The 13,220-nt window shown below is 57.9% G+C and carries 10 protein-coding genes, 1 tRNA gene and 1 pseudogene; 6 read left to right on the top strand and 6 right to left on the bottom strand.

Annotation, left to right across the window (positions count from 1 at the left end):
* Positions 1–21: 21 nt before the first annotated feature.
* Entirely contained in the window at positions 22–3,384 is a 3,363-nt protein-coding gene (locus HX807_RS07395; RefSeq protein ID WP_256349376.1) for a membrane-targeted effector domain-containing toxin, read from the bottom strand.
* 313 nt (positions 3,385–3,697) lie between these two features.
* A complete protein-coding gene (locus tag HX807_RS31620; RefSeq protein ID WP_256349375.1) occupies positions 3,698–3,832 on the bottom strand; it encodes a hypothetical protein in 135 nt (44 codons plus the stop codon).
* A gap of 173 nt (positions 3,833–4,005) precedes the next feature.
* Here HX807_RS31620 and HX807_RS07390 point away from each other — a divergent pair, with 173 nt between their 5' ends.
* Positions 4,006–4,200 carry a hypothetical protein gene (locus HX807_RS07390; RefSeq protein ID WP_003207574.1) on the top strand — a complete coding sequence of 65 codons (195 nt, stop codon included), beginning with the start codon at positions 4,006–4,008 and terminating at the stop codon, positions 4,198–4,200.
* 1 nt (position 4,201) lies between these two features.
* On the opposite strand, the gene HX807_RS07385 is transcribed toward HX807_RS07390, so the two are convergent.
* A complete protein-coding gene (locus HX807_RS07385; RefSeq protein WP_032899365.1) occupies positions 4,202–4,579 on the bottom strand; it encodes a hypothetical protein in 378 nt (125 codons plus the stop codon).
* A 243-nt stretch (positions 4,580–4,822) separates the two neighbouring features.
* On the opposite strand from HX807_RS07385, the gene HX807_RS07380 reads away from it, so the two are divergent.
* The 5 genes from HX807_RS07380 (at position 4,823) to HX807_RS07360 (ending at position 11,552) form a co-directional block, all read left to right on the top strand.
* Positions 4,823–7,120 (top strand): acylase, encoded by a 2,298-nt coding sequence (locus HX807_RS07380; protein ID WP_177049633.1) that lies wholly within the window; start codon positions 4,823–4,825, stop codon positions 7,118–7,120.
* Between the two features lie 214 nt (positions 7,121–7,334).
* A tRNA-Cys gene (locus tag HX807_RS07375) sits at positions 7,335–7,408 on the top strand.
* A gap of 641 nt (positions 7,409–8,049) precedes the next feature.
* Positions 8,050–10,152 (top strand): TonB-dependent siderophore receptor, encoded by a 2,103-nt coding sequence (locus tag HX807_RS07370; RefSeq protein ID WP_003207678.1) that lies wholly within the window; start codon positions 8,050–8,052, stop codon positions 10,150–10,152.
* A 69-nt stretch (positions 10,153–10,221) separates the two neighbouring features.
* The gene (locus HX807_RS07365; RefSeq protein WP_102606116.1) at positions 10,222–11,373 is read left to right on the top strand and encodes a PepSY domain-containing protein; all 1,152 of its coding nucleotides are present in this window, start codon (positions 10,222–10,224) and stop codon (positions 11,371–11,373) included.
* Positions 11,370–11,552 (top strand): hypothetical protein, encoded by a 183-nt coding sequence (locus tag HX807_RS07360; RefSeq protein WP_023658797.1) that lies wholly within the window; start codon positions 11,370–11,372, stop codon positions 11,550–11,552. The genes HX807_RS07365 and HX807_RS07360 overlap by 4 nt, the downstream gene beginning before the upstream one ends.
* A 60-nt stretch (positions 11,553–11,612) precedes the next feature.
* Here the strand turns inward: HX807_RS07360 and HX807_RS31615 are convergent.
* The 3 genes and pseudogenes from HX807_RS31615 to HX807_RS07350 all read right to left on the bottom strand — a co-directional run.
* Positions 11,613–11,718: pseudogene (locus tag HX807_RS31615) on the bottom strand (DUF159 family protein); the annotation flags it as partial.
* A gap of 28 nt (positions 11,719–11,746) precedes the next feature.
* Positions 11,747–12,085, bottom strand: a complete 339-nt coding sequence (locus tag HX807_RS07355; RefSeq protein WP_008435088.1) for a hypothetical protein — start codon at positions 12,083–12,085, stop codon at positions 11,747–11,749.
* Between the two features lie 121 nt (positions 12,086–12,206).
* Positions 12,207–13,139, bottom strand: a complete 933-nt coding sequence (locus HX807_RS07350) for an alpha/beta fold hydrolase (protein ID WP_256349374.1) — start codon at positions 13,137–13,139, stop codon at positions 12,207–12,209.
* Positions 13,140–13,220 lie beyond the last annotated feature (81 nt).

The raw sequence follows: 13,220 nt of genomic DNA, 5'->3' as shown, positions 1-13,220 counted from the left end.
TTCCGGGCCTTTGCGATGTGCTCAGGGTTTCACGTAGATGCGCAGGTCGCCTGGAATATCGTTGGGCTGTAATGGCCGGTTCGGGTCTGGCGCAGGGTTTTTTGCTTTAAGCCCGATGCTGCTGTGGGTCATGTTCCGGTTGTCAAAAACCCCGATGCCGATGCTTTCCGTCAGTTCCGCCAAGCCCGGAACACCTTCGGAGGTGTTCATGTGCGCGCTTCCCACTAACGCGACCCACTTTTCGGTGCCCGAGTTTGCCTGGATGGTTTCCGCAGCGTAGTAGTTGAACTCCTTGAGCCGCTTTTCAGAGTTGACGCCAGTCCGGGTGCGATCACGGGATTTGTCGTGTCTATGTCGCGTCAGATAATAGTGATCGAGGGGTAAAAGCTCTATTCCATTGTCTTCAAATTTTTTCTTGAGTTGCTCCAGTGTTGGATTCGTGCGGCGAGTGTTGCTGTTTCCGAGCATTCCGATTCCATCATCAACGGGGCCACCGATGTAGTCGATATACCCTTCGAAGTAGACTTTTTTTACACCCTGGTTTCTTAGCGTATCGACGTTGTCGAACAGCATTTTAAAGCTGGCCATCTGCGAGTGAGACTCTCCAAACACCACGCCGTTTGATGCTTTCAATGCCTTTGTGATCAGATCGGCTGCGGGGATCGGTACGGGAACATCGGGGATTGTAGGGCGCGGCGGAAGGCCTCCGTCTTTTATCGCATCGTAATAATCCTCCATTTCCACCCGAAACTTATCCAGCGTTGCCTGGCGTGTGTCGGATTTGAAATGGGATGATTCGAGCCTGCCTTTCAAACTTTCCACGTATTGGCCCTCGGGTAACGGCTTCCTGATTGGAGGTGGGCGGTTGACGGTGTTTATCGGGTTAAACCGGTGAGTGCTCTTGCTCGAAGAGGCATAGGCGTTGGGGGAGGGCTCCAGCGTATCAGCGCTACTGAGCGCTTGCAGGGGGCTGCCGTATGGCTGGTGCTTTTGTGCGTCGAAAGCGTACCACTTGCCCTTGATCTGCACCGCGCTGCCCTCGACCGTCTGCTCGCCCATCTGGAATGAGCCGGTAGCGGCTGCGTCATATCGATTACCGGCGGCGGCGAGCTCCCGACTGTTTGCAGTGCCCTTGAGTGTTTTTAAACCCTGGGTGGCTGCGCTTGCGCCGTCGATGGCGAGTTTTCCCGCGCCGACTACCAGGTCGCCAAGTCCGCTCAGCGGATTGAGTTCCGAGAGTGCGGTAACCCCGAAAATCTTGCTCAGCTTGAGGGCTTTGCTGGCCGCGCTGCTGGCAGTGCTTAGGGTTTTTCCGACCTTCGCGGCGACGCCTGCACCTGCCGTGAGAAAGCCGAACACATCAAATGCCAGGTCAGAGAACCCATCTTTATAGTTGCCATTACTGAAGTTGACGATGGCCGACCTGAGCGGAACAAGGTCGAGAAAAAAGTCGCCGATGGTGCTGGCGACCGTCCTTCTATGCTCATCCGGCGTACTTCCGGCCGCTTGTTGCCTGAAGGTTTCCAGATCGAGCCCCTCGACGATTGAATCCGCAAGGTACTCCGCCCGGAAATTCCTGAACAGGTTGGGATTGGATCCCTCGAGCGGGTTCTCTTGCTTTATATAGTCGCGCTTGGCATCGAAGGTGGAGAACTCTTCTATTCGGGTTACTTCGTTGGCGATCTTCTGGTCCTGGCGAGTGATAATTGCGTTGCTGACTTTCCTGATGCTGCCTTTTTCGGTATCGAACTCATAGGTGGACGGCTTGTTCTGGTGTTTTGTGGTGACCAGTATTTTTTTGCTTGTATGGAAGAGGGTTTCTCCCGCGAATGGTGTCCAGCTGACTCTGTAGGATTTTTCTTTGTAGAAGTTCAGCTTTCCTAACCGCAAGTTTTCTTTATCCTCCGGTGGAAGGTTGGCGAGGGCATTCAAGATGGAATATTTCTTGACGGTTTTATAGTCGCTTATGGTCTGGCTAATGGCTTTGTCAAAGGTGTCGGGGACTTTAAAGCCGGGGCCATGGGTAAAGGCGGCGAAGGCATCAAGATCGACGCCATGCGTTCCAGGTTTGAGCTCCCAGTCTGATGCCGTTATTTTCTCGCCTTGCATGGTCAGGTCCAGCATGGAATAAGGGCCGCGAGTGGGGATCGTCTTGTTGGCGGTTTTGTTGGGCTTGAGCAACACCTTCTCTTCAAAGGGGACGCCTTCGCCAAATTTTTCCTTGAGCAGGTCCAGCGCCATCTGCTTGCGGCTGGGCATCGGGGCGTCAAGCAAGCCGGAGGCGTGTTTCAGCTTGCCCAATTGATAGTTGAACGCGTCCATGGCGGTATCAATGTCTGGTTTTTCGTAAAGCGTGTCGTCTTTCGCCTCAAGCACCCCATTGACCACGGCCCAGTCCAACAATGCCGCAGTTTGGGCAGCTTCGGGCGCGGGCCCACTTGAGTCGGCGGCGATCATCACTTCGGCAAAACTCATTTTCGCTACGCTGCCAGGGGACCTGGCTTCGATGGCGGCCGCCGCGATGCACAGGTTGGCCCAGGCCAGGCTGCCGTAGACCACGCTGTCGGGAATATCCTTGATCAGCAACTGCGGCGCCGCCCGCATCAACAGCAGATGGGTACCCAGCGAGGCGTTGGCAGGTGAGGTTTTGCCGGTATCACTCAAGTGCTCGCGCAGGCCGGCGACGATCGCCGAGGTGGATTTGCCCCAATATTGTTTATGTGACAGGTCGAATCCGGCCACTTTGTTGCGATGCGGTTGGGTGATGGATTCCTGATCCAGATCGAGGTTGATGGCCGCCAGTACGTGATCATTCACACTGCTATCAGTCGGAATGCTCTCCAGTTTGGTCTGCAAGGCCTCTCCCAGCGCCTGGCCTCGGGGGGAACGGATGAGGGCTTCCAGCGTTTTGGCCGGATCGCTCGAGGCGTCGCTGGAGAGCGGCAGGTTACCGTTCGGAAACTCCAGGAGCCCCCACTGCTGGCTTGCTTGCTGAACATCCGGAGCGCCAGCGGCATGTTCTCTGGCGGCGGTGAGCAGTTCGTTCTGCTGAGGTGTGCTCAAGGGCAGGGGCCAGGACAAGGCGCCGCCCAGATTTCCCCATGGATGGGGGTGGGAGCGTGTCAGCGATGTGCGCGCCAGGGTCATCAGCTCATCATGGGTGGTTGGCTCGGGCAGGCCCATAGCCTTGAGAAAGTTTGCAAGACTCACGGCGTTAGCACTATTTGGGGGGTAAGAAGAGTTGGGCGCGAGGTCCATCAGCGTGCTTCCCAGCGCAGATCGCACCACCAGAAACGGCGCGTTCGGTCCTGCCAACGTGGCGACATGAGTGAGCTGCTGCGCCAGTGCCTGCCAGTTTTTTCGGTCAGCCAGCGCGGTCTCCAAGGCTTTCGGGCCATTGGGGGGCGGTGTGTCAGCCGCGGGGTCCGGAATGTCCGTTGCGCTTTGCAATATTTCATCGGGGTATGACGGTATATCGGGGAGTGGTATCGGAGGAGGGGGCGGTGGTGGGTATGCAGTGGAGGAAGGAACCGAGTTGCTGACTATCATCGTGAACACCTTTAGGCACGCTCATTCAGGAATGCGCCTTTCAGGAAAACCTCCCTGCTTCCTGGACGCTCTTGCTGAGTGTCGGAAGCAGGGGGAATGGCTCCGCCTGTAAAGTGTTCAAGATGTCAGAAAATGTACGGATGACCGATCAGCGATGGTAATACCCCGGTCCGCCTTCGCTGTAGCGATGGTCATGCCAACCGCCGCCGTGGGGGAAAATAATGCAGCCGCTCATGCTCAACATGATCAGCAAGGGAATCAGCAGTGTGATTCGACGAAGCATTTCAAAATCCTCTAGGGTGCTCTCAGGTTCAATCAGGCGTTGGGCAAGCCAAAGTTTTTCATCGCCTGTAACATGAGACCCCGCCGACCCCAATCCATCCCCGCTAACAGGTATGTGCTTGGTGTGGTAGTCGATACAAAGTGGACACAATTTTTTAGCTTCAGGAACCTGTCATGACCCAAAAGCAACGTTTGAAATACTCGATTCTGATCTCCCTGCTGGTGCTGGGGACGATGTTTGGCCTGTCCTACTTGCAGAACAACGGGGTCATCAGCGAAAAGACGTTCCAGTACATCGCGATTGCGGTAGCGGTAACCGTGGTGGTGATCAACGGTGTGATGCGTCGCAAGGTCAAGCCCAACCTTTGAGTCAGGCCCGGCCTTCCAGGACTTTGGCAGCCTGCTCGTGCAGGCTGTAGCTCTTGTCGGCGTTCAGGGTGATCACGCCTTCGGTGCACAGGCGCTTGAGCACCTCACGCACGCTGAGAAACGACAACGGGATGCCCAGCTCCAGCAAATGGCTGTGCACGCCGCGCACGCCGAGGGTGCGCTGGTTGTCGGCGGCGGTCAGCAGGGCGTCGATGACCTTCAGCCGGATCAGGCTGGTGCGCAGGCCAAAGCATTTGAGCAAATGACGAATACGCTGGTTGCCATGTTCCGGCGCCTTGCCGAACGCCTGGTTGCCGGTGGCAAAACCTCCGTCATGCATGGGTGAGTGTCCTTCCGTGGGCAGTTGCGAGTTGTACATGCAGAAACTCCTTATCAGAGCCTGATCAGGAAAATGATGGCGCTCTTAGTTAATAAGACGTACGAGCTGCACAAATCATGAAGCGGGGGATGTAGAAATTTTGTCGGTAACATCCTGGAGACATACCGACCTGTCCGAATAAACGCCTGCGGCTGCTAAAATTATTCCCGGTATTTACGTCTTAACTGAGGTGTTGGCGAAGCTGTCCCTCGTCGCGGTGTTTAATTTGGCTGTGGAGTCTGCGTGATTATTTCCAACGGGTTGTTCAGGATGTGTGTGGCAGGGGCGTTGCTGGGGCTGAGTCTTTCGGCCACGGCGCGGGTGCAGGAGCAACAGGCCACCGCCGAGATCCGTCGCACCAGCTTTGGTGTCCCGCATATCCGGGCCAACGATGAGCGTGGGCTGGGGTTCGGCATCGGTTATGCCTATGCCCAGGACAACCTGTGCCTGCTGGCCAATGAGGTGGTAACGGTCAATGGCGAGCGTGCCAGGTACTTTGGTCCCGAGCAGGCGACCCTGGAAGGGCGTAACAACCTTGCCAACGACGTGTTCTTCACCTGGCTGAACACCCCCCAGGCCGTTGCGGCATTCTGGAAGGCCCAGCCCCCGGCGATGCAGCAGCGCATTGAAGGGTATGTTGCCGGTTACAACCACTACCTCAAGGAGCGCACTGCCCAGGGTTTGCCGGCGCAGTGCCAGGCGGCCTGGGTACGGCCGATCACGGCCGAAGACCTGGTCAAGCTGACCCGCCGGCTGCTGGTGGAAGGTGGCGTCGGGCAATTTGCCGAGGCCCTGGTGGGGGCCACGCCGCCCAACACCGTCGCCCAGGTGGACAGCAAGGCGTTTGAGGTCGCGGCGGCCAACCAGCAACGTTTCGCCCTGGACCGTGGCAGCAACGCGGTGGCGGTGGGGCGTGACCGTTCGTTCAACGGCCGCGGCATGCTGCTGGCCAACCCGCATTTTCCGTGGGTGGGCGGCATGCGTTTCTACGAGATGCACCTGACCATCCCCGGCCAGCTGGATGTGATGGGCGCTGCGTTGCCGGGCCTGCCGGTGATCAATATCGGCTTCAACCAGCACGTTGCGTGGACGCACACCGTTGATACGTCCAAGCACTTCACCCTGTATCGCCTGACTCTGGTCCCCAAGGACCCGACTCGCTATTTGCTGGACGGCAAGTCCGTGCCCATGGATAAAACCACGATCAAGGTAGCGGCAAAAACTGCCGACGGCGGTACCCGGGAACAGTCCCGCACGGTCTACAGCTCGCAGTTCGGCCCCATCGTGCAATGGCCGGGCAAACTCGACTGGGACGCCAAATATGCCTTCAGCCTGCGGGATGCCAACCTGGGCAACGACCGTGTGCTGCAACAGTGGTACGCGATGAACCGCGCGGCGAACCTCAAGGAACTGCAAACCTCGGTACACACCCTGCAAGGTATCCCGTGGGTCAACACGGTGGCAGCGGATGACCAGGGTCAAAGCCTGTACATGAACCTGTCGGTGGTGCCGAACGTCAGCGCGAAAAAGCTCGCACAGTGCAGTGACCCACGGGTCGGGCTGCAATTCATCATGCTCGACGGCTCTCGCAGCGCCTGCGCCTGGGACGTGGACCCGCGTGCCGCCCAGGCCGGGATCTTCCCCGCCGAGCAACTGCCGCAACTGGAGCGCACCGACTACGTGCAGCACTCCAATGACTCGGCCTGGCTGGTCAACCCCAAGGCACCCTTGACCGGGTTCTCGCCCGTTATCAGCCAGGACAAGATCGGCTTGGGCCCGCGTGCGCGCTTTGCCTTGCAACGCTTGCAGGAGCTCGACAAGCAACCGATCAAGGTCGCCGACCTGCAGAATATGGTCATGGACAACCAGGTGTATCTTGCCAGCCAGGTGATGCCGGACTTGCTGAAGTTCTGCGCGGGTGCCGATGCCAGCGTGAAATCGGTGTGCGACAGCCTGAAAAACTGGGACCAGCGCGCCAACCTCGACAGCGGCCTGGGCCTGGTGCACTTCATCAACCTGGCGGAGCAACTGGCGCAAGCGCCGGACGCGTGGAAGGTGGGTTTCGATCCGGCACAACCCCTGACCACACCACGTGGGCTGGCGGTCGATCGGGCAAACGTGGCCAAGGCGCTGCATGAAGCGATGCTCGCGTCAGCCGCCGACGTGGCCAAGCGCGGGCTGACGGCGGACAGCCGCTGGGGTGATATTAAGGTCTCGGGCCAGACACCGATCCACGGCGGCCCGCAAGAGCTGGGCGTTTATAACGCCATGCAAAGCGTGCCTCGGGCCGATGGCAAGCGCGAGGTAGTCAGCGGCAGCAGTTACCTGCAGATCGTGACGTTCGACGAGAAGGGGCCCAATGCCGAAGGTGTGCTGGCATTCTCCTTGTCCAGCGACCCCGCGTCGAAATACTTCAAGGACCAGACCCAGGCGTTTTCCGAGAAAAAACTCAGCCCGCTGCCGTTTACCGAACAGCAGATCAAGGCGGACCCGCAGTATCAATTGCAGGTTATCCGTGACAAGGAAGAAGCCGGGCGGTAGGGTAGCCCACCAGGAATGCCTGCCCCTTGAGAGAATATTTTTTGAAATCAAGGGGTTGCAAGCCCTGGCAAATGAGTACATAATTGCGCCCATCGAACGCACTGAAGCATTAAAAACTTCAATGTTTTCAATGAGATAGAGTAGAGGCAAGCTTCACATAGCCCACTCAAGTTTGTATGCGGTGAATGTCGGTTGTAAGGCATTGATCGTTTGAGGCCGAGTAGCAAAATGGTTATGCAGCGGATTGCAAATCCGCCTACGCCGGTTCGATTCCGACCTCGGCCTCCACTCTTAGAAACCCCGTAGATTAACGTCTACGGGGTTTTTTATTGAGCTCGAAAAAAAGAACCGCCACCCGGATCTTTTCCATTTTGTCGTTTAGCGATAGCTCCAACGCAGGCATCAATCTTCTTTGCGGTCTTCGGTCGGCGTCCATGAATTGACCCCGGCAATTCCTTCCACGACTAGGGTACCAGCGCCCTGGCTCCCCAGCCAATCTCGGTCAGACGCTGTTCTTGAATCTCCTTTCTGAGGCATGTCAATATCCTTGTGTCCATAAAAAGGAGTGTGCGGATGAGTGCTTACTGGAGTGAGGTTGCTGACAGGCCTTCGCGCTTCATCAGCTTCAGCTCCCGACGAATCTACTGGGTAGTACATGGCTTGATGTGGAATCGGAGCCACTCGGTTCAGAATCAGTCGCCCTCATTCAATCTCGCGGCCTGAGCCGCGGCCGAAATCTTCTCAACGGCGAATCTTCAGTGTTCCGCGCCTTCCCATTTTCAAACGACAAATGTAGCCAAATGTACCCGACGGTAAATGTTTCGAAATGTGAAAAAAATGTCCGACATAACTTGGTAATTGAGTTAGATTCCTATTAGCATTCTCGAAATGTTAACGCGCTTGACCCACTCGTCGTAGGAATCCTCGTTTTGAAACATCACTTTTCTGCCAGTCTGTTGCTTGCTGGCGCTTGCAGCGCTGCGTCCCTCGTTCACGCCACCGAAGACTTGACGTTGCCGACTACCCAGATCGAAGCGAGTAGTGAACCTATTGACGGTCCAACCGTGGGCTACAAAAGCAACCCGTCGTCCAGCACTACCCGTCTGGGCTTGACGGACAAGGAAACCCCGCAGGCCGTGACCACCATCACTCGGCAAGCCCTGGATGACTTCAAGATCACGGGCATCAAGGATGCGCTGCGTGCTGCGCCCTCGGTGACCGTGGAGCAAACCGAAACCGATCGTACGGAATTCACCTCGCGCGGCTTCGATATCAACAACTTTGAATACGATGGCGTGGGCATGCCCTTCGTGGGAACCGTATTGGTCGGTGATCAGGACTTGGCCGAGTTCGAGCAGATCGACATCCTGCATGGCGCCAATGGTTTGATGAGCGGGGCTGGCAACCCGTCGGCCACGGTCAATTTCGTACGCAAACGTCCGACCGAGACCTTCCAGGCGCAAATCGATACCAGCGTCAGCTCATGGGATGGCCGTCGTGTGGACGTGGACGTTTCCGGGCCGTTGACGGATACCGGCAACGTACGCGGCCGCTTCATTTACTCCCACGACAAGGGCAACTCGTGGATGGATCGATACAGCCATGAGCGCAACGTCGCTGCCGGGTTGTTGGCGTTCGATGTGTCCGATGCCGACACCGTAACCGTGGGTTTCTCCCAGCACGACAGCAATTCAAACGGCAGCACCTGGGGTAACTTGCCGTTGGTGGATAACGATGGCAACGCCATTCACTATGGCAGCCGCAGCTCCAGCATCGGCCAGCCGTGGACCTATTGGAACCTGCGTACCCAGCGCACATTCGCTGAGCTCAAGCATGATTTTGGCAACGGCTGGAACGCTACGGTCACCGCTACGGGCATCACCGAAAAGCAAGACACCAACATGATGTATGTCGCCGGGGTCAGCGGTGATGACGCCTCAGTGTTTGCCGCCAATACCACCAGCGAGGCTCATCAGTTGCTGGGCGAGGCCAAGGTCTCCGGCCCGTTCAGCCTGTTTGGCCGAGAGCATGAGTTGACCCTCGGTGCCGCCTATGGCCGCACCCATCAGAAGGCCCGGGAATACGATGCGGCTGCAGATGGCTACTACGACGTTTCATTCTCGGATGTGCTGGCGGGCAATCTGGCGCATCCGTCGTTCCTGTTTACCAGCGACGCCAATACGCAGAATTTCACGGACACTCAGAAAAGCGTGTACGCCGGTGCCCGATTCAGTCTGGCCGATGATCTTCACTGGATCGCCGGCGCGCGGATGATCAGCCTGGACGCTTCCGGCGACAGCTATGGTTCCGACTACTACACCCGCGCACATGGCAAGGTGACGCCTTACACCGGCCTGGTCTACGACCTGGACAAGCAGTGGAGCGTGTATGGCAGCTGGACGAAAATCTACAGCGCTCAGTACAACCTGGGCAGGGACGGCAAACTGCTTGCTCCGCTTGAAGGCAAAAGCATGGAAGCCGGTGTGAAGGGCAGCTTGCTGGATGACCGCCTCAACGTCACCGCCGCGGCGTTCAAGACCGAACAGCAGAATGTCGCGGAGTATGTCGGCCTGGTGGGTGGCCGGTCCGTTTACGACCCCATGGATTACAAGAGTCACGGAGTAGAGCTGCAAGCCTCTGGCGAAGCGCTACCCGGCCTGGACGTGCTCGCCGGGTATACCTACGTGCGCATCGACAACGACGATGGCGACAAGGCCCGTAAGTATGTGCCAACTCATAGCGTGCGCGGCATGCTCACCTATCGCTTGCCAAGTTTGCCCCAAGCCAAGATCGGTACACGGGTAAGCTGGCAGAGTGCAGTGGAAAACGACACGAACAGTGCCATCCACCAGAACGCCTACGCGTTGCTCGATTTCATGGCCAGCTATGACATCGACAGCAACTGGAGCACGTCGCTGAACCTGAACAACGTCACCGATCGCAAATACCTGCTATCGCTGTACAACAGTGCCACGACCGCCAGCTACGGCGCCCCGCGTAACCTGGTAGCGTCTGTTACCTGGAAATACTGATACCGCCTGGGGGCTCGCTGTGCCCCGTGACGCGCGGCGAGCCTGGCGCTTTAAGGAAAACCACCGAGCATGACTGCACGCACCTTGCGTATCTGGTTTCTGGTCCACAAATGGACCAGCCTGATCGCTACCGTTTTCCTGTTGTTGCTGTGCCTGACGGGGCTGCCACTGATCTTTCATGAAGAGATTGAGCACTACTTCGAGCCGCCGCCGCCCCTGCGCCCGCTGACCGCCGATACACCACGAATCGACTACGACACCGTCATTGCCAGTGCATTGGTGGCGCAGCCGGGGGAGGTCGTGCGTTTTGTCGGTTTCGATCCGGAAAGTCCGCTCGGTACGGTGTACACGGCAACGAGCATTATGCCGCCACCGATCGAGGGGCATTCGCAGTCGTTCGATACACGCACTGGCGAGTTATTTCCTGCGGTACCGCCAGACGATGGGTTCATGAACCTTATGTTGCGCCTGCATACCGATTTATTCATGGGGTTGCCCGGTTATCTGTTTCTCGGTTTCATGGGGCTGCTGTTGGTCGCGGCGCTGGTGTCCGGCGTGGTGGTGTACACACCGTTCATGCGCAAGCTGGACTTTGCCACCGTGCGCAACGGGCGCAGTTCACGCTTGAAGTGGCTGGACCTGCATAACGTGCTCGGCATCGTCACCCTCGCCTGGGTGTTGGTGGTGGGGCTGACAGGCGTGATCAATACGCTGGCATTGCCCATTTTCGACTTTTGGCAGAGTGACCAGTTGGCGCAGATGACCGCGCCCTACAAGGATGCGCCGCCGCTGGAGCGCCTCGGGTCGTTGCAAAAAGCGCTGGATACCGCGCGTAAGGCGGCGCCAGGCATGGAGCCCAGCTTCATCGCCTTTCCCGGTACTCAGTTCAGCAGCCAGCACCATTACGCAGTGTTCATGCGCGGCACCACGCCGCTCACTGCGCGATTGCTCAAGCCGGCCCTGGTGGATGCGAGTACCGGCGAGCTGACCGACATGCGTGAGATGCCGTTGTACGTGAAAACCTTGCTGGTTTCGCAGCCGCTGCATTTTGGTGATTACGGTGGTGTGCCGCTGAAGATCATCTGGACGCTGCTCGATCTCATCAGCATCGTCATCCTCGGCAGTGGGCTCTACCTGTGGCTGAGCCGTCGCAAGGTACCGTTGCAAAAACGCTTGGATGAATTGCATGCCAGCGGGCCGGAAATGGGGGGCCGATCATGAGGCGCGGACTGTGGATGATCTTTCGCTGGCCGCTGTTGCTCTTTGTTTTAAGCCTGTTCGGATTGCTCTCGGCGCTGATCGGTGACGGCGTCTATGACCTGCTTTCATGGCTCAGCCTGGGGGTGCCGTTGGGGCTGGTCGGGGTGGTTTGGCTGCGTTTGCGTTCAGCCAAACGATGATTGGCGCGATCCTCAGCGCCGTCATCAACAGCGTCAGCTTCCACTCGGTTGCAGGTCGATTTTCTCCCAGCGGCAACTCACCCACGGAGTTCGCCAGGGCATTGGGCATGCTCAGCGCCGCGACGAAGTCGTGAATGCCGCTGTACTGGGAAAATCTTCCGCACATGGCCAAGCCCTCAACCTGAAACCTGAGCTTAGACAATGGTTTTCGGGTGAGACATCAGTTCGTTCAGCACACTGCGCAGCCTCTCGGCCTCGCGCGTGCTGAGTCGATCTGAAGTGGTGAGGTTGGCGATCTGCTTCCTCATCGCTGCAGCTTCGGCACCGCGCAGCCTGAGGTATCCGGCAAACTCTTCGTTCTTTGCCTGTGCTTCTGTCAGCATCGCGACCAGGCCGAAGATATCCGCCCGGGCCTTACGCAGTTGCAGGTTCAGTTCCTGGATCTCGTTCTCGAGCAGCCGGGCATGTTGTTTGTGCATTTCGAGAGGCGTGGGGATGCCAAGCCACCCGCAGGTGTCTTCGTCGATATTCATAGGAGGTATTTCGAGTGCTGTATGTGTATACAGTATTCGAGATTGGGTGAAGTGGAATGCTTGAGGCGACGAACTGCAGGGTTACCCGACGATCAGTCGGGCGCGGGCCTCCCACTCTTTACTATTTACCGGCGGTGATACGCGCCATGAACTGACGCGTCAGGCTGGCGATCTGCTCGGTTTTTTCATCGAGCGCGAAATGCCCCGCGTCCAGAATATGAACCTCGGCACCCGGCACATCATCCTTGTAGCGCATGGCTCCCGGCACAATGAACGACGGGTCGTATTTTCCCCACATGACCAACATCGGCGGTTGATTGTCTTTCAACCATTGCTGCCATTTTGGGTAAGAGGCCACGTTGTTCTGGTAGTCCAGCAACAACGCCGACTGTATCGCCCGCTGGCCCGGACGGGATAAGGCGGCAAACTCGTCCTCCCAGGCATCAGGGTTGTAACGCTCGGGATGAGGGCTGGTGCCCAAGTGGCGCTGCTTCGTGCCTTCGTACCCCGTGAACCCATCGACTTGTTCGGGATGTTCGGTGGGAGCCTTCCAGTACTTGGCGATGTTCGCCCACTTGGCACCCAGGCCTTCGTCATACGCATTGGCGTTCTGGATGATGATGCCGTGCAGTTTTTGCGGCGCGTTGAGGATCATCCGAAAGCCTACCGGGCCGCCGTAGTCCTGCATAAACAGGGTGTATTCATGGATTTGCAACTGCGTGAGCAGCTTGCTCATGGTGTCGGCCAGATGGTCAAACGTGTAGGTGTAGGTCGCGGCCGAGGGCGCGTCGCTTCTGCCGAACCCGGGGTAGTCGGGGGCGATCACGTGATACCGGTCAGCAAGCAGCGGGATCAGCGAGTCCCACATGCGCGAGGACGAAGGGTAGCCATGGAGCAGCACCAGGGTCGGCGCGTCCCTGGGGCCGGCCTCGCGATAAAAAACCCTCACGCCGTCCACACTGGACCAATGATAGCCAGTGGACTCGCTGGTATAGGGGACGGACGGCACCGGTTCGCTGGCGTGTGCCGGTGCGGTCATCGAAAGAGTGGTCATAAGTGCTCCCAGCGTGCAAAAGGTGGCGATGTTCATTGAGGCCCTGAGCTCTGATTTGCGCATTTCCCGGTGAAATGCAGC

The organism is Pseudomonas sp. D8002 (genome assembly GCF_013385695.1).
Taxonomy (GTDB): Bacteria; Pseudomonadota; Gammaproteobacteria; order Pseudomonadales; family Pseudomonadaceae; genus Aquipseudomonas.
The sequence above is the reverse complement of the archived record's forward strand: the minus strand, read 5'-3'. Positions and strand labels throughout refer to the sequence as shown.